Origin of the sequence: Cellulophaga sp. L1A9 (genome assembly GCF_009797025.1) — a bacterium.
Lineage (GTDB): Bacteria > Bacteroidota > Bacteroidia > Flavobacteriales > Flavobacteriaceae > Cellulophaga.
Map to the genome: position 1 here is coordinate 3716221 of NZ_CP047027.1, position 18922 is coordinate 3735142.

9 protein-coding genes and 1 tRNA gene are annotated in these 18922 nt (G+C 35.1%); 7 read left to right on the forward strand and 3 right to left on the reverse strand.

All coding sequences use genetic code 11. From position 1 onward, the window contains the following. Positions 1–44 precede the first annotated feature (44 nt). Both GQR94_RS22840 and nagB read right to left on the reverse strand, forming a co-directional pair. Entirely contained in the window at positions 45–167 is a 123-nt protein-coding gene (locus tag GQR94_RS22840) for a hypothetical protein (RefSeq protein WP_255451524.1), read from the reverse strand. Positions 168–190: 23 nt separating this feature from the next. Beyond that, complete coding sequence (gene nagB / locus GQR94_RS16450; protein ID WP_255451571.1) at positions 191–2125, reverse strand: glucosamine-6-phosphate deaminase; 1935 nt, start codon at positions 2123–2125, stop codon at positions 191–193. 170 nt (positions 2126–2295) lie between these two features. Here nagB and GQR94_RS16455 point away from each other — a divergent pair, with 170 nt between their 5' ends. The 7 genes from GQR94_RS16455 (at position 2296) to GQR94_RS16490 (ending at position 16444) form a co-directional block, all read left to right on the forward strand. Then, on the forward strand, positions 2296–3045 hold the full coding sequence (locus GQR94_RS16455; RefSeq protein WP_158977008.1) for a DeoR/GlpR family DNA-binding transcription regulator: 750 nt from the start codon (positions 2296–2298) through the stop codon (positions 3043–3045). Positions 3046–3049: 4 nt separating this feature from the next. Further along, positions 3050–3865: an N-acetylmuramic acid 6-phosphate etherase gene (gene murQ, locus GQR94_RS16460; protein WP_158977010.1), complete on the forward strand. Its 816-nt coding sequence runs from the start codon at positions 3050–3052 to the stop codon at positions 3863–3865. 619 nt (positions 3866–4484) lie between these two features. Continuing rightward, positions 4485–13052 (forward strand): T9SS type B sorting domain-containing protein, encoded by an 8568-nt coding sequence (locus GQR94_RS16465; protein ID WP_158977012.1) that lies wholly within the window; start codon positions 4485–4487, stop codon positions 13050–13052. 127 nt (positions 13053–13179) lie between these two features. After that, positions 13180–13254 (forward strand) — tRNA-Pro (locus GQR94_RS16470). Positions 13255–14388: 1134 nt separating this feature from the next. Then, complete coding sequence (locus GQR94_RS16480; protein WP_158977014.1) at positions 14389–14850, forward strand: hypothetical protein; 462 nt, start codon at positions 14389–14391, stop codon at positions 14848–14850. A 389-nt stretch (positions 14851–15239) separates the two neighbouring features. Next, positions 15240–15551, forward strand: a complete 312-nt coding sequence (locus GQR94_RS16485) for a transposase (RefSeq protein WP_158977016.1) — start codon at positions 15240–15242, stop codon at positions 15549–15551. Positions 15552–15772: 221 nt separating this feature from the next. Continuing rightward, positions 15773–16444 (forward strand): DDE-type integrase/transposase/recombinase, encoded by a 672-nt coding sequence (locus GQR94_RS16490; protein ID WP_233268380.1) that lies wholly within the window; start codon positions 15773–15775, stop codon positions 16442–16444. Between the two features lie 536 nt (positions 16445–16980). Here the strand turns inward: GQR94_RS16490 and GQR94_RS16495 are convergent. After that, the gene (locus GQR94_RS16495; protein ID WP_158977018.1) at positions 16981–18921 is read right to left on the reverse strand and encodes an OmpA family protein; all 1941 of its coding nucleotides are present in this window, start codon (positions 18919–18921) and stop codon (positions 16981–16983) included. Position 18922: the final 1 nt, after the last annotated feature.

An 18922-nucleotide genomic window follows, 5' to 3' on the forward strand; every position in this document is an offset into this window, starting at 1 on the left:
ACTGGGCATCTTTAAAAATCAACTCACAAAACACTAATTACTTATTATGAGGTAGGATTATCTGGAGTATTTACTGTACCTGATACTACTGTAGTTTGCGCAAGAACGCCTTGAGCAAAAAAGAGCAATAGAAAAAATGAGAATACGAGTTGCATTTTTTTCATCATAAAAGTGAGTTAGTTAGTTAATATTAAAATTTATAGCGAACAAAGCTTTCCATGGCTTCATATTCCGCAAGGCCTAGTGCATTATATTTTCTTGCAGTTTCTTTGTTTCTTTGTTCCGCACGCTGCCAAAATTCACGGTCGTCATTACCAGGAAACATTGCAGCATCTTTTTGAGATTGATGTTTGAAGATGGCATTCTTTTTACGTTGCATGTCTTTTGGGCCAATAGGAATGGTCATTTCCATATCGGCAATATCCCATTCTTGCCATGCGCCACGATATAGCCATAAATAACAGTCTTCTATCCAAGCTACTTTATCTCTTTTAAGCTGTGCAAAAGCTTCAAATACTACTTTTAGGCAAACTCTATGTGTGCCGTGAGGATCAGATAAATCTCCTGCAGCAAAAACTTGAGTTGGTTTTAGTTTATTAAGTAAATCATAGGTTATTTGAATGTCTTCTTGCGAATGTGGTTTTTTCTTTACGGTTCCTGTTTCATAAAAGGGAAGATTTTGAAAATGTGCATTTTCTTCTTCTACACCACAGTATCTGCAAGCAGATAGTGCTTCACCTTTTCTAATCAATCCTTTTATTCGTTGTATTTCAGGGCTGTCAATTTCCCCACGTTTCTTGTTTTTAAGAAAATTTCTAATTTTGTCAAACTGTACTTGTAGCTCTTTGTTATCTGGTTGTACCTCGAGTGCAAAAACTAGAAAACGAATTACTTCATCATCAAAAACAGCTATATTTCCTGAGGTTTGATAGGCGACATGAACATAATGTCCTTGGTCTACTAAGCGCAATAATGTTCCTCCCATGGAAATCACATCGTCGTCTGGGTGGGGACTGAAAATTAACGATGTTTTTGGAAACGGTCCTTTTCGTTCAGGTCTATTCGTATCATCGGCATTAGGCTTGCCACCGGGCCAACCTGTTATCGTTCTTTGTAAGGTATTGAAGACTTTAAGGTTGATGTTTTCAGCAGAACCTATATCCGCTATTAAACTTCCCATACCATGCTCACTATAATCTTCGTTGGTAAGTTTTAGTATGGCTTTATCTAATTTCTCAGAGAGCCAAATAGTAGCTTTTTTAATCAAATCATCTGTCCAAATACATTCACCGACCAACCAAGGGTTATATATTCTTGTAAGGCTAGAAGCTGCTGCATTGTCTAAAATGAAATCGCAATTGCCATGTTGTTGTAGGAACGTGGCGGGAATAGATTCACGAATTTCACCTTCTACTGCTTGTTTGATAATCTGAGCTTTCCCTTCACCCCAAGCCATCAATATAATTCTTCTTGCAGCCATTATGGTACCAACGCCCATAGTGATTGCCTTTGAAGGAACATTTTCTAGTCCGAAGAAATCACTTGCAGCATCTAATAAAGTAACTCTATCAAGTCTTACTACACGTGTTTTACTTGAGAGTGAAGAGCCAGGTTCATTAAATCCTATATGTCCTGTTCTACCGATGCCTAATATTTGAATATCGATACCGCCAGATTTTTCGATTTTAGTCTCGTACCCTTCACAAAACTCCTTAACATTTTCTAATGTTCGTGTTCCATCAGGGATATGAATATTTTCTTTCTTGATATCAATATGGTCAAATAAGTGTTCGTTCATAAAACGCACATAGCTATGAATAGAATCAGCATGCATCGGAAAATATTCATCCAAATTAAAGGTGATTACATTGCTAAAACTTAAGCCATCTTCTTTGTGAAATTGTACTAAGTACTCATAAACCTTTGTTGGGGTAGAGCCGGTAGCTAAACCTAATACAACGGTTTTAGATTCTTTTTGTCTTTCTTTAATAAGATGAACAATCTCTTTTGCAACATATAAGGATGCTTCTTCAGAGCTAGTGTGAACAATGGTGTTAATTTTTTCAAATTTGATAATCTCATTATCTTTTTCAAGTGTTGCCTGCATAATCTTTCGTGCTTTAATTGTCTTTGTTTCGTAATAAAGTAAAAGAGTGTACCCAAAAATAAACAAAAAATTTGTATTTGCTGTTTTTTGCTGTTTTTTATTTTAAATAAATTTAAATTGCATAAAGCCGCAAAATTGTATTTATATTTGTTGTATCTTTTCAGAGATAATAATCATTAATTAATAAGATGTTAAAAGAAGAGCGACATAAGTTTATTCTTAATGAAGTAGCGCTGCATAACCGCGTATTGCTTACAGATATTGCAGAGCAAATAGGTGTTTCTATAGATACGATTCGTAGAGATGTAAAAGAATTAGATGCAGAGGAGCAATTAAAAAAAGTGCATGGAGGCGCTATCGCATTAGGGTTTACCAACTATGCTACGACCAACAAAAATATTTATGCCCAAGAGGATAAAATAATCATAGCAAAGAAGGCGTTGTCCTTAATTCACTCAGGAAGTACTATTCTTATTCATGGCGGAACAACCTGCCTAGAATTAGCAAAGGCAATTCCGAATAAATTAGAAATTACGTGCTTTACCACAAGTCTTGCTGTAGCCATGGAGTTACTTACCAAAAAAGGGGTAGATGTTTTATTTATAGGAGGAAGGCTGTCTAAAGATTCTCAATTAGCAATAGGCGCTAGTGCTATTCATCAACTTTCAGAAATTACCTTAGATTATAGTTTTATAGGTACAGGGTATGTAGATGTGGACTATGGTTTGACGGAATTTGATTTAGAAAGTGTGCAAGTAAAAAAAGCAGTGATCAAATCTTCTAAGAAAACTGTACTTTTGCTAATATCAGAAAAATTAAACTCTAAACATCGGTATAAGACCTGTGAGATTAATGCAATTAATACCATGATTACTGAAATTGATCCCAAAAACACTTTATTAGATAATTTTAGAAAACAAGACATTCGTTTGTTATAAACCTATGAATTATAAAAAAATCACAGAAACAGCTTCAAATTATGATAATTTGGAGCAAATGGATACGCAATTCTTATTGGAAAATATTAATCGTGAAGATCAAAAGGTTGCAGAAGCCGTCAATTTGGTTATTCCTTCTATAACGAAGTTGGTAGATGAACTTGCCTTGCGTTTTAAAAAAGGAGGACGCTTATTTTACATAGGCGCCGGTACTAGCGGAAGATTAGGAATATTAGATGCCTCAGAAATACCACCAACGTTTGGAATGCCTCATGAAAGGGTAGTAGGTATTATTGCTGGTGGTGATATTGCTATACGAAAGGCGGTAGAGAATGCAGAAGATAATCCGGAACAAGCATGGCTAGATCTAAAGGAACATCAAATTACTAAAGATGATGTTTTAGTAGGTATTGCAGCATCAGGAACGACACCTTATGTTATTGGTGGAATTAATGAAGCAAAAGCAAATGGAATCTTAACGGCTTGTATTACTAATAATCCAGGTTCTCCTTTAACTCAAGCAGCAGCTATTCCTATAGCAGTTAATGTTGGTCCAGAGTTTGTAACCGGAAGTACTCGAATGAAGAGTGGTACCTCACAGAAATTAGTGTTGAATATGATTTCTACAGCATTAATGATTAAAATTGGTCGTGTGCGTGGAAATAAAATGGTGAACATGCAACTGAGTAATGATAAGCTTGTGGATAGAGGTACGAGATACCTAGTGGAAGCATTAGGAATTTCATATGACGAAGCAGAAAAGTTACTTAAAATACATGGCTCTGTTCACGATGCTACTGAAGCCTATAAAGTAAAGTAATTTATCTTAAAAGGCTATATATTTACTAAAGAGATTATAGTCCTTAATTCATGAGATAGACGTTCATGAAATTTTTACCATGCTCTGGTAAAAGGATTTATGAACGTTTTTTCACCCTTGAATATTCTTCTAATAGTGTTTTTTACCTTTTAGATTCCGTTGCCTAAAATAGTTTTTTTTAATGGCTGTTATAGCTGTCTATCCTTCAATTAAAAATCAGAATTTCATACTTTGACAGGGTGGAATCTTATAGAAAATTTCATTTTTTCAAATTTTGACTTTAAAAAGTATATTGAAAGCAAGAAACGGATTGTTTAGCACTAACTAGTGCTGATTTACCTAATAAAATAAGTGTTTTATCGATAAATGACATTAGTGAAAACAGAGGTTTTTTTCGATTTTTCGCCCTTTTTACAGGCTTTTCGCCATGTTCGTACATAGCGTTACAACGATAAAATGGGTATGAATAATACTATTTTTCATACCTTTGCGTTTAAGCTATATATAAGGATTTAAAGTACATTTTAAGGAAAAACAGAAATATTAAGTATAAACAAGTACACATACGATTATTGTTGATCCCAAGTCTTACAATTTTCACAAATAACCTACGTAACCTATGCTATCCAAAAAATCAAGAAAATCTTGGTACTTTTTAGTACTACCTGTTTTCTTTTTTGTTTTCTCTTCAATTTTGGCTGAAACCAAAATTTTTAACTATATCGGGGAATTTTCTTCGGATATAGTTTCTTCTATTGAAGAAAGTTTTACAAAAAAGGAAGCTCAAGAACAGAATCAATCACAACTTAATTCTGAACAAACAAACAATGCTCTCGCAGCAGCACCTTTCTTCGCGACCGTTGTAGCAAATGCAGATGAAACTGTTACCTGTACAAATGATGGGGCTACGCTATCACGTTTTAATTTGTGTGGTGATTTTGATTCTCGTGTTATTGTTTTAGATCAGGCATATAGTTCGTACAATTGGGAACGCTTAACGGTAGGTTCTTGTCCTAGTTTTAATGTTGATTTACAATGTCCAACCTATACCTGTTCCACATCATGGGTATCCGCAGGGACTTCTCCTACATTAACGATAGATCCAAGTTCAGTTTCCGCAGGTACAGGAGCAGAGTTTAGGGTAAGTGTTAATGGAGGTGCTCCATATTATATTAAGGTAAAGAAAAGTACCATTAGTCAGACCTATGTTAAACGCGATTATATTTGTGGGGTTGCAGGTAGAATTCAAGTAACAAACTTATCTAGTGCTTATGAGTATGCTATTAACGATGGTAGTGGTTTTGGCGCATGGCAAGGAGCGATATTTGATGACTTAATACCAGGTTCTTATATCGTTAAAGCAAGATTAAAAAACACACCAAATACGTGTGAGTATCCTTACGAATTAATTGAAATTGAATCTAAAGAAATAGATATTGACGTTACGGTAGTTGATGCGCAATGTTTTGGAGAAAATGGGAGTATAGCCGTCCAGGTAAATGATGTTCCTGGTCCTTATAAATATACCTTATTAGATAGTAGTGGGTTCCCTCAGGAATTTACATCCTTTATAGCAAGTGATACCTACAATTTTGCTGCTGTAGGTTTTGGTACCTATAGTGTACAAGTAGAAACACAACAGTGTAAAGCAGATATAGCAAATGGTATTGCAGCCCCTAGACAAGATGTAGATACCAGCGGAAATCCAATTGTTATTGGAGATGGCTTGGTTGCTCTGGCTGCATCAACAGAAGTGAATAGTAGTTTTGGTTGTGCAAATATTACCAGTGTGGATATTATTGTGCGTACCTCGGGAGGTGCTGCACCGTATACCTATACAGTGAATGGTAGTGCTGCAGTTAGTCCGTCTTACACAGGGCAAACTACGTATACTGTTACTGCTCCAGGTGATTACAATTTTTTAATTACGGATTCAAATGGCTGTACCATAACAGCTTCAGCAAACGTAAAAGAATTAACGCCTCCCGTGGTTTCGGCCTCAGGAGTAGATGGCACCTGTACTAATGGTGGTGCTAAAATAAATTTCAATGTAACCGATGCTAAAGGGTATAATTTATCTTTTAGAACACAAACAACAGATCCTTGGGTAGCTTCTACTCAGATTTCTGTTTTAGATGACACCTATAATAACTTAGAAGTTAGGTATGAGCAAGGCAGCTTTTCGTGTACGATGACTTTACCGTCTGTAACCGTAACAAGTGATGCGAGTATAACAGGAACAGCAACAAAATTGGGCGACCAAACTTGTGATGGTACTGGAGGAACTAATGAAGGTAGCATACAATTTGGAACAGCAAGTGGTGGTTCGGGAACAGTTTATGAATATAGTGTAGATGGCGTAAATTTTACAACAACGCAATTATTTTCAAACTTAGCTCCGGGAACGTATACACCCATCATCAGAGATGATACGGGTTGTAGGTTAGAACTTACTCCAATTGTAATAGATCAAGTAGATCCACCAACAAATTTAGATTTTATTCAAAGTAATATTAATTGTGGATTAGGAACAACAGATCTTCAATTAACACCAACTAGTGGGGTAGCAATAACAAATTACAGTATCATTAGCCCTAGTACTCTTGATAATGGCAATAGTGCTAACTTTACAGGATTAAGTACAACTACAACATATACGTTTAGAATTACCGATGCAAATGGTTGTATTTATACCGAAAGTTTTACTCCTGTAGTCACTAGTTCTATTAGAGCGCGTGTAAAAGCAGGAGGAGATTTAAAAGTGTGTAACGGTGCTAGTGATGGCAGCGGAGCATTTATTATTGATGGATTTAGTACCAATTATACCTACCAAATTAATGCTGAGCCCGTAAGTGCTTTACAAAGTGCTGCGCAAGTAGATATTTCTTCTAGAGGAGCAGGTACGTATACGATTACCGTTACAGATGGTGATACAGGATGTACAGATACTGCTTCAGTAACTGTAGAAGAATCTGCAGCAATTACGTTAACACCAACAGTAACAGCAATGAGTTGTGCTAATGGTAATATAGGCCGTGTAGTGGCAAATACTACAGGAGGTTGGGGTAGCTATAGGTATACTTTAGAAAGTCCGAATGGTACAACAGCAGGACCAACGTCTAATAGAACCTTTGGTAACCTTACTCAGCCATCAACACCAACTACACCTTATATTTTATCTGTAGAAGATGCAGAAGGGTGTACCACTACGTTTGAGTTTCAATTAACGCAACTTGAGTCTCCAACTATTTCTATAGCATCTTCAAGTTTATGTTATGAGCCAGTTGCAGGAGCTTCTGCTACTGTAGCAGCTACTGGCGGAGGAGGTAGTTATGAATACAGAATTAATAATGGCACGTATCAAGCGAGTCCAGCTTTCACAAATTTAACACCAGGTACACATACTTTTGAAGTAAGAGATGTTAATAATTGTACAGATACAATTCAGCTTACCATCAATGCACAATTAAGAGTGAGCATTGCTGTAGAAACAGAAATCCCTTGTGGAGGAGCGCCAGGAGAAATCCGCGTAAATATTTCTAATGGCTATTTATCCAATGCATCGCCTAAGCAATACCAAGTGAGTGCTGATAATGGAGCTACTTTTGGAGCCTTCCAACCATTTACATCAAATTCATTCTTATATCCTGTAACGGCAGGAGGAGATTATATCTTTAGAGTAACAGATAATGAAGCTTGTATTGCGGTCTCTGAACCTTTAGAGGTAGAAGATCCTGCAAATATTATAGCAACGCATACGGTTATTCCAGCAAGTTGTGGGGATCCAAATAGTGGAGGAGTACAAATTATTCCTGATGCCACAAGTGGAATACCTCCATTTGAAATTGATTTTGGAAACACAGGAACATATACGTCTCAAACCGTATATACAGGATTAACTGCGGGAAGTACGTATGATTATACCGTACGTGATGCAAGAGGTTGTGTTACTTTAGGAAACTCAGTAACCATTCCATCAGCAATTAGTGCTGCGCCAAATGCAACAGTAACGGCAACTAATACTACTTGTAGCCCTGCTGGAGTTAGTTCAGGAACTATTGAAATTACAGGAGTGACCGATGGTACTCCAGAGTTTACCTATATTGTTTATAATAGTTTTGGTGTAGAAATTTTAAGAGTAGGACCAACAACAAGTACGGTGGAAACAATTTCGGATCCATTATTAGTTGCCGGAGATTACACGGTTAGAACCGTAGATGCTTTGGGCTGTAGTGATGTAGATGCGGTAACCATAGAACAATTAGATGTATCTGTGGTGCCCGATCCGGTTCCTGCTCCTGTATGTAATGTAGCAGGTTTTTCTAATACGGTAACAATTATTGGAGGAACAGGACCATTCTTAATCCGATTGGCTAGTGATACCGCTGCACCAGTTGCTCCAAATGTGCCTCCAAGGAGACATACATTTAACGGAATGCAATTTGGAGTTACCTATATTGTAGAAATTACAGATACAGCTACGGGATGTATTTATTTTGAAGAAATTCCTCCTATCGCAGGACCAACACCTTTAGATATTGTAGCAACATCGCCTACGGCATTTTGTGATGATGCGGGTAATGGTAGAACAGAATTTACAGTAACCGAATTTACAGGACCTAATATTACGATAGATTTAATAGATCCATTGACAGATACTGTTTTACAAACAGATGCTCAAACAGGATTAACTGGTGGAGTAGGATCTTCATATTCTGGAGCTTTTGATATTGCGCCAGGCAGATATACCATACGGGTAACCGATGCTGATACGTGTACAGATGCCACGATTATAGATGTTATATTAAACATGCCTAATCTTGATATTGTTTCCAATATACCAGCAAACTGTAACGCTTTAGGTCAATTGACCGTGCGTGGTAGTGGCGGTGCGGGCGGACCTTATAGTTACGCATTTGTACCTGCAGGAACTACACCGAATGCTGGTGATTATACTTCAGCTACTACAGCTGTATTACCAGGGAGTGAACTTGGTATCCCTTATGATATCTGGGTGATCGATTCTAGAGGATGTACGTTTAACGTATCCGAAGATATCATCTTATTACAACCACCATTACCAGCACCAATAGCAATTGTAAATAATCAGTGTGCAGCAACAGCTTCATCATTTAATATTACAGTGACTATGCCGGCAGCTACAGATGCACCAAACTTTACCTTAAATGGAGAAAGTCAGTTTGGCGTATTCAATGCTACAGATAATGTATGGGAAGCACATTATACGGTAAATACGCCAGGTTCTTATCCTATTAGTGTTGTAGATGCTAATGGATGTACGGGTGTAGGAACTGCAGATGTTTATGAGTTCTTATCAGGAACAGGTGAGTTTACTGCTATACCATTATGTAATAATAACGACGGTACGATTGAAATAACAACCAATGGAGGTAGCGGTAATTTTACTTTTGAATTACAAGATGATCTTGGAAATCCTATTGGTAGCGTTCCAGTAAACGCAACAGGAATTTTTGTAAATCAAAGTCCAGGAGAATATCGAGTGTTTATTACAGATGATATTGTTGGAGATGGTACCCGTTTGTGTACCACTTTAGTGCCTGTAAATTTAGATATCGCTATTCCTCCAATAATTGATAGTCAATTTTCAGATGATATTAGTTGTAGTGGCGCTGATGATGGGAGTATTACCATTATTTTACAAGCAGGAACAGATGTAGACGGGCCTATTGATTATATTTTAAGAAATACAGTTACAGCTGCGGAAGTTACTAGAAATAATTCTGGAGTTTTTAATGATCTTACTGATGGCACGTACCAAGTTGAGGTATTGACAGCACGTAATTGTAGTGTGCTTTCTAGTGTATTTACGATTGTTAATCCAGCTATATTTGAAATTTCAGCGACTAGCACACCTTTTACCTGTGAAATTGGAGCCAATCGTTTTAGCTCTTCCGAAATTACTGTAGTTATCGATCAAGTGGGTACTGTGGGTAGTGGGTATCAGTATAGTATTTCTGGGTATGAAAATTATCAAGATTCAAATATTTTTGAAATTATTGATAATGGATCACCACAAGTAATTACCGTGTATGCCATAGACGGTAACGGGTGTAGAGATGAATTTACGCTACCAGCGATAGCACCACCGTCTGAAGTGCAAAGTGTTTTGGCAGTACAGTCTCCTTTAAATTGTGAGGATCCTGAAACGGTAAGAATTACCATAACAGGTACTACGGACTTTACGATAGAAACAACTTCGGCAGTAGCTGTAGCAGATGTTACAAACTCAGGAGGAAATCAATTTGTAGATATTAATTTACCTGCAGCTGGTGAGTACTTATTTGTAGTACGTGATAATGTTACCGGATGTTTATATCCAATGCCAAGACATGATGTGGTGGATCCAATAAATCCACTTGCAACAATTTCTGAAGCAAAACCAGTACAATGTTTCGGAGATTCTAATGGAGAACTATTCATTAGTGTCATAAACTATACAGGGGTATATGAGTATACAGTATATAGAAGTGACGATTTAACACAGTCAACTCCGATTACAACAGGAACTTTTGATACGGCTAATTTCCCAGATGCTGTAACAGGCGAGGATGCACGTATTACTGGTTTACCAGGTGGAAATTTCTATGTAAGGGTTAGAGCATTAGATAATCCTAAATGTATTGATGATAGTAACGTTACTAATATTCGTACGCCTAATGGAACATTATTAGTTTCAACGGTTGAAATAGATAATGTAAGCTGTACTGATGATACTGGGAAAATCGTAGCAACAGGTGTTGGTGGATGGGATTCTTCTCCTTACAACTATAGATTATTAAGAAAAGATGCAGCAGGAACTATAACTATTGGTTCAGATACTTATATTGAAGTAGTAGTCTATGGAACTGCAAATGAATTTACAGATTTACCTAGTGGTGATTATCGTGTAGAAATTGAAGATGTTGAATTGTGTTCTAACTTCTCTGAAATTACATTGGCACCTGTAGATCCTATTGTTGTAGGCATAAGAGAGCCGCAAGGTTTAGTTTGTCCAGATGGTAATGATGCTGTTTTGGAAGCTTATGATACCACCACAGGAGATAGTGTAACCGCTACGGCTGGTGCTAGCGGTGGGGTACCTGGAGCAGGCTATAAATACCAATTACTGTACTTGAATAGTGATGATAATACAGACGTACTTTCAAGAAGTGGTTTGCAAGATACCCCAACGTTTGATGGTGTTGGTGGCGGATTTATAAGTGAAGGTTGGTATGCAATAGAAGTTTCTTCTAGCTACGAATGTGTTGGTGTATCCATACCTTATTATGTAATAGCACCACCACCATTGGATCCTAAATTGGTTCAAGTTACCGCACCCGGTTGTGGTGGCGATGGTCAAATGAGGTTAAGTGTAGAAAACCCTCAAGCAGGATTTACGTATGAATATCGTTCTATTGATGCCTTAGCAACAGATCCTTTTATTCCAATGTCAGGAACGTCTGTTCTAATTGATGGCGGTCAAGGTTTCTATCAATATGATGTGCGTAAAGTTGGTGGAGCAGGAGCTTGTACAAGTTTACGATCTGAAGGAATTACTTTGGTAGATGCTCAGGCAATTGATTTAGTAGCAAACTTACCAGATGATATTTCTTGTGCGACAGAAAATGATGGTAGAATAGAATCATTCTCTTCTGGAGGTGTGGGTAATGAAATGTATACTTTATACTTAGGAGACCCAACGCCATTAGGATCACCATACACAGGGTTTAATCCTGATCCAGCGGCAACCGTAGTTAGAGCGGCACAAACCGATGGTACTTTTGAAGGCTTAGCAGATGGCACGTATTACATTGCTGTGGTAAGCGGACTTACCTGTTATGATGTTGAAGGACCATTAGTAATTAGAAGACCGGAAGCTATCGTCTATACTATTACGACGACCAATGTATTGTGTAATGGGGATGATAACGGAACCATAACTGTTGAGGTAATTAGTGGTGGTGAAGGCTTATTACAATTTGCTATCAATCCTAACTTTAATGAGTTCTTTAGTGATCCAGCAAACCCTGGAGTATATACTTTTGAGAATTTAGCAGCAGGATCTGATTATGAAATCTTAATTCAAGATACGCAAGGATGTGGTGAGTTAGTATTAGTATCACCAATTACGGAACCTGAGCAGTTAGCTATTTCAGATGTGGTAACACAACCAGAAATATGTTTAAATGCCTATGATGGAGAAGCTAGATTAACTATCACAGGAGGTACGCCTTTTACAGATGCACTTACTTTTGCTCAGTATTATGAAACAAGAATAGAAGGTATAAATATTCCTTTACCAGACCCTGCAGATCCAACAGAAGGATTTGTGCGAAATGACGACTTGATATTCCCTAATTTACAAGGGGGAGAATCATACACTATATATGTTCGAGATTTCAATAACTGTACAACAGAGAGAGTCGTAAATGTTGGGCTGGGTGTTAATTTAGAATCAGAAGCTATCCCACAATACGGTTGTGAAGGTATTTTCCCGAACAGTACCGTCACTGTAGAAATGACAGATACGTCAATTGTATCAGAGTTGTTGTTCAGCTTAGATGTGAATGATATGACACTGGCTACAGGTACAAGAACCTTTGGAGATTTACCAGCAGGAGATCATACAGTATATATTTATCATAGCAATGGTTGTATGGACCAAGTGAGTTTTACTATTGATGAATATTTACCATTAACCTTATCGGTTACGAAGACAGGTCCAGATGAAATTACAGCAATTGCCACTGGAGGTTATGGAAATTATGAATATTCTTTCCAAGGGCAAGCTCAGGGTGCAGACAATACATTTAATCTTATTGTAGATGCTACTGTAGATGTTCGGGTAGAAGATGAAAGAGGTTGTGTGGCTTTAGTGAAAATACCGTTTAACTTTGATTCTATGGTAGAATTCCCAAATTTCTTTACGCCAAACGGTGATGATAAAGGAGATACCTGGGCACCGTATAATCGTGAGTATTTTCCATACATTGATGTGAAAATTTATGATAGATATGGTAGAGTAGTAGCGGTTCTTGATCAGGTCAAATCTTGGGACGGATTATACGAAGGCAATGAATTACCAACAGGAGATTATTGGTATGTAGTCAATGCGAATGATGCTGATAAACAACAGTATGTAGGTCATTTTACTTTATACAGATAAGCCTTAAATTATAGGAATAAAAAAGACATCTAGAAATAGATGTCTTTTTTTTGTTTTTATAGTTTGTTATGTTAAGTATTGTTGTATATTTGCAGTCCGAAAATAAGGATGTTTAAGATATCATTTTCGGGGTGTAGCGTAGCCCGGTTATCGCGCCGCGTTTGGGACGCGGAGGTCGCAGGTTCGAATCCTGCCACCCCGACAAAAAAGCTTCTGTGAAAACAGAGGCTTTTTGTCTTTTATACGGTCTCAGAATATTAGAAATGAGAAGCATAGAAAAACTAGTAGCTATAGAAAGCAAGTAGTTTAGTATTCCCAGATTGCAGCTTATCAAAGACATGTTTGTTTTTAGCTGTTATACGGGACATTCTTATGGAGATGTAATGAATTTAACCAAGGATAATTTGTGTTTGGGAATAGATAGAAAATAATTGATCTATTCTCAAAAGAAAAAGACGCGTGTTCCCATTAAAATTCCTTTACTTTCAAAAGCATTGCAGGTTATTGAGAAACACGAGTCATAACGTATCCCAAATACAAAAGGCAGGTTATTTCAGACGATCTCTAATCAAAAGCTGAATTCCTATTTAAAGGAAATAGTGGATTTCACAGGAATAAATAAATACCTTACCTTTCATCTAGCGCAACATACTTTTGCGGCTACGGGTAGCTTAATTACTAGTGTACCAATAGAAACGGTATCTAAATTATTAGGGTATTCAAAAATTACCACCACTTAGATTTATGCTAAAGTAATAGAAAGAAAAGTGAGCGAAGATATGCAGAAACTTAAGGAACGCTTTTTAGCTTAAAAATAAGATTGTTAAATCATTTAAGTTTTAATTCGTTTTTTTGTAGTCAAAGACATTAGTAAGCCAAGTGTATTCTATGAAATTTTTTTGAATTTTCACTGAAATTAATAGCGTTAATTATTCTTTTAAAAAGGTTCATGTTTGTTTGATTTTAGTTATTAATTTGAAATAGTGTAAACGTAAAGGGAATGAATTAAAAAGAGTTTCTAGAGCAAAATCAAACACAACCGGTAAAAAATATAGATTTATTTTAGAACTTACTCTTATACGATAAAATTATAAGTACAAGTTCTGTTGCAGCAGCTATCGGTAGCGAGTATTTAGTTGATTATCCTGATATTTGAAGCACTCAATTTTTTCGGATGATATTCCTAATCACGAAAAATTTCCTTTTAACGCAAACTGAAAGTAAAAAATTGAATAGTTGTTTTTAGCAATTGCAAATGCTAAGCATATTGTCCGTTCAAGTAGCGCATTAATCATCATAAATTAAGTTTTTATTGATAATTTAAATTTAAATGAACATGAATATATTTTCTTACATATTGGCTTTATTTACTTCCGTAGGGGCTATGACTATGTTTAGCTTAATAATGAGTGTTATTTCAAACTGTGAATTTAGAGAGAATATTTTGCTTTCTAAATTAATGAGTGGCCATTCTCTGAATGAAAAAGAAAGTCTAAAGTATGTAATTTTAGGCTGGTTAGCACATTTTTTTTTGGGAGGATTCTTTTTAGTGATTTATACTTATTTGTGGTATAATACAGCGTTATTGCAACATGCATTAGGTTCTATTTTATTTGGCATTATTATCGGTATACTAGGAATATTAGGTTGGACTATGCTTTTTAAAATGGCATCTAATCCTCCGCAAATCAATTATAAAATATATTATATTCAACTCATTGTGGCTCACATACATTTTAGTTTGGGTAATTTTCTAATTTTTTCTCTGTTGGGTTATGAGCCGTCTATGCTATTTTAAAGCAAAAAAGTCAAATAATTTAAAAAAATTAAGGTCATATTCTAACATAATGCATTACACGGTCACTGTAAGTCCAATTGAATTATATATTTTAGATCATTTACTTTTTTCAGAGTCCTTTGATTACCTTTTTTAGTCGACTTTCTTTCTGGATTTGAAGATAGAAAAGGGTTATAAATAGGAATGCAGGACAATCCGTTTTATGTGCCCGCTAATTTTAAATACTGGTCTTTTACTATCAAAAAGGGAAGGGACTCAAAGAAGACTAAGCGACAAGTTATTGAAATGCAAAACGTATAAAGTTCACTAAAAAGTTGATTGAGCGAATAGTTTAGCCCCTAATAAGTTCGGAGTGATCTTTTAAATTTCAAACTTAATATATTTGAGATATGAAATACAAGAAATGGACCTTAGATCAGAAGTTAGAAATTCTCTCTATTTCAGAAGAGATCGGCATCATAGAAGCCTGTCGTAAATACGGAGTTAGTACAGGTACTTTTTATAGTTGGAAGACGAAACATGAGAGTCAAGGAGAAGCAGGCTTAAAAGTCATCTATGATACTAAAAGTAAAGAACACAAGCAGGCAGAAGAAGAAAACCGAATACTACGTAAGCTTCTAACCAATAAGGAAATTGAATTAGAAGTACAACGAGAACTTTTAAAAAAAAAGTTTGGAACGTCCGATCCAAGAAAGATTTAGTGAACTGTTTATAGCAAGCATAAAATTAGTAAAACCAACATAATTAATATGGTAGGGATGGTTCATAGTAGCTATTACCGTACTCCAAGTTTTGGTAAAAAGGGTAATACTCCTAGTAAACTCACCTATCATAAATCTAGAGGTTGGGTTAATCAAGACGCTCTTATTGCTTCTATAAAGAGATTTTAAGTCATGAATTTATAGATTGTGGTTACCGATTAATGACTTCTTACTTAAAAAAAGAAGCATACCTGATTAATCATAAAAAGCTCTACAGAATTATGAAAGAACAGGGAATGCTAAAACTAGAGAATCGGATAAACAGGAGTGGTTCTGGGCGTAAATTTGTAAAATTCAGAAAAGTAAATACCTCAAGACCAATGGAATGTTTAGAGATGGATATAAAGATGGTATGGATTCCTAATGTGGGTAAAAACGCTTATTTATTATCCATCATAGACGTACATACTCGTAGAATATTAAAAGACTATTTTTCTTTTTCTATTAAACAGGATAAGGTGATAGCGTTTTTATCAGAGTTGTTTGCAGAATACCAATACCCTGATAACGTTGTTATTAGAAGTGACAACGGTAGTCAGTTTATTGCAAATAATGTACGTGAATATCTTGGACTAATTGGGGTTCAGCAAGAATTTGCACATATAGCCACACCAGAAGAAAATGCGCATATAGAAGCCTATCATGGAATACTAAAAAAAGAAATTTTTAAAAGAGTGGATTACACATGTTTTGGGCAAATTGAACAAATCTTAAAAAGGTATGTGACTTTTTACAACAATACTAGGTTACATGGGCTCTTAGGGCGTATTACACCAATGGAAAAATGGAACGCTGATAAACACCTAATTCTAATGAAAAAAATAACAGCTTAAGCTATAATCGAAATTTAAAAGATTACTCTTGTTTTATAGGGGTCAAAACAAGTGGTTGGATTGTATAAGGGTTAAATTCTACTAATAATTTGATTAGGCGAACGTAAGTCAAAAAGAACTTTCAAAAAAATCAACTTTAATTACTTTATGGCTTTTGTTCAAGACTACTAAACGCCGCATTTTTCCGGAAAAGTAATGTAAGGAAATGGGGTAAATTTACTAGATAATGACCGCGTAATCAGGATTTAATAGCTAACTATTTTTGGTAAAAGAGAGGGGTTAATTCTTTAATTTACCGTAAAAGTGTGTCATTTTATTGAGGTTTCAAGCTGATTTGGCTTAAATTAAAAGGAATAACTAGGGTTAAAAACACTTGAAAAACTGTATTTCAATAAGTTAAAATTTTGTTACATCCCACTGCGTGTCACCTTCTTGCCATTCGTTACCAGGATTAATTCAGGCTTTTAGTGAATGAATAATATAAAAGAGCCACTTGTTATCAGGTGGCTCTTTTACTATTGTATTTGTTAAAGAATTTATTTATCTATCACTATAAACTCTGATCGTCTATTTTCCTGGTGCATTACCTCAGAACAATCTACACCATTAATACAATCATTGAGTAAATTAGACTCTCCAAATCCATTACTCTTTATCCTCTCTGCTTTTATCCCATTAAGTGTTAAATAAGATTTTGTAGCGTCGGCTCTTTTTTCAGAGAGTTTTTGATTGAATTTCTCACCTCCACGGGAATCAGAATAAGATTTCACCTGAATATTTAAATCTGGATATAAATTTAAATATTCTACTATTTCATTCAATTTTTCTTCTTGATCTTTACGTATATTCCATTTATTATAATCAAAGTATAAATTATCTAGCTGCAATAGTTTAAATAAATCATTACCTACAATTGCTTTTTCAATAGGTACAGAGTTTAGCTTTATGATTAAGTTTAGTTCTTTATCTGTTGGTTTTACTGTAATTGAAGTTGTATCATTTACAAATTCTTCTTTTTTTGTAATTAATTTATAGTTCCCTTCTTTTAAGGGTAAACTAAAATTGAAGTCTCCATTAACACTTGACACAGTGCTTTTTATTTTCTCATTATTTAAATCAACCAAATCTACATTAACAGAAGTAATAATTGAATCTAAATGTTCATGCTTCACAATACCATTAATAATTTTAGTCCTAATTAATTCAAGTCTTTTTGACTGTGTAAAACTATAAATATCATCACCTCCTTTACCCCCCTCACGATTAGATGAGAAAAATCCTTTTTGATTATTTATTATAAATCCAAAATCATCAGAAGGACCATTTATTGGTTTACCTACATTTTGAACATAAAAATCATTAGATATATTTAGCTTAGTCACAAATACGTCTAAGCCTCCCAAACCTGGGTGCCCATCCGAAGCAAAATACATAACATTATCATCTGTTATAAATGGGAATGTTTCTCTACTCTCTGTGTTAATTGAAGGTCCTAAATTTACCGGAGTACCAAAACTACCTTCAGCCCCAATACTTACAACAAAAATATCAGATAACCCTAAAGAACCAGGCATGTCTGATACAAAATATAGTTTTGATTCATCTGAACTCAAAGCTGGGTGAGCAGCAGAATAATCATCTCCATTAAAGGGTAACTCTTTAATATTTGTCCATTCATTATTTACAAGATTAGCAGAATAGATTTTAAGTCTACTAACTCCATCTTCATCTCTTTTAAAATTTTTCTTGTCAAAATTATTTCTTGTAAAGTAGATAGTTTTACCATCTTTAGTGAAAACAGAAGAAGTCTCTTCAGATTTCGAATTTAATAACTTTGAAAACAATTCTGAATTTGTAAAATCGCCATCGTCAGACTTATCTGTGGCTATATATAAATCATTAAAAGATCCGTTATCCCATAAATGAATATTTTTTTTAACTAAACCTGTATCCCTCGCTGAAGAAAAAATTAATTTTTCACCATAATAAGAAGGTGAAAAATCTTCGTAACTGCTATTAATAGCACTATTTTTAATTGTAAATCTACCTGAATTATTATCTATGTCATTTAAATAATTTGGCTGTGCTTTAAGTAAATTTGCTCGATTATCAGATTTACTTAAATCTAAAAAAGTCTGTAACCACTTATTAGCCTCATCAAGCTCGCCAGTACTTTTTAAAGTTTGAGCATATTTATAAAAATAAGTTATATCAAAAGATTCATTTGGTAATGAAAGTTGCTTTCCATACCATTCTGAAGCTCTACCATACTCACCTAAATTATAATATGCATCTCCTAAATTCTTATAAGCATCATAAGAACTATAGTTTTTTGAAATTAGATATTCATATGCTTCTATTGCATTTTCAAATGCATAGTTATCAAATTGAATTTCTGCTTTTTTTTCAATTTTAGTTTGGCCTTTAAGATATCCAAACGCAAATAATATATATATAAATATGTAGTTGTATTTCATT

What these genes read in the sequence shown, in the direction of transcription:
- GQR94_RS22840 (WP_255451524.1), bottom strand. Translation starts at nt 167, where the DNA reads ATGATGAAAAAAATGCAACTCGTATTCTCATTTTTTCTATTGCTCTTT.
- GQR94_RS16455 (WP_158977008.1), top strand. Translation starts at nt 2,296, where the DNA reads ATGTTAAAAGAAGAGCGACATAAGTTTATTCTTAATGAAGTAGCGCTG.
- murQ (WP_158977010.1), top strand. Translation starts at nt 3,050, where the DNA reads ATGAATTATAAAAAAATCACAGAAACAGCTTCAAATTATGATAATTTG.
- GQR94_RS16465 (WP_158977012.1), top strand. Translation starts at nt 4,485, where the DNA reads ATGCTATCCAAAAAATCAAGAAAATCTTGGTACTTTTTAGTACTACCT.
- GQR94_RS16480 (WP_158977014.1), top strand. Translation starts at nt 14,389, where the DNA reads ATGAATATATTTTCTTACATATTGGCTTTATTTACTTCCGTAGGGGCT.
- GQR94_RS16485 (WP_158977016.1), top strand. Translation starts at nt 15,240, where the DNA reads ATGAAATACAAGAAATGGACCTTAGATCAGAAGTTAGAAATTCTCTCT.
- GQR94_RS16490 (WP_233268380.1), top strand. Translation starts at nt 15,773, where the DNA reads ATGACTTCTTACTTAAAAAAAGAAGCATACCTGATTAATCATAAAAAG.
- GQR94_RS16495 (WP_158977018.1), bottom strand. Translation starts at nt 18,921, where the DNA reads ATGAAATACAACTACATATTTATATATATATTATTTGCGTTTGGATAT.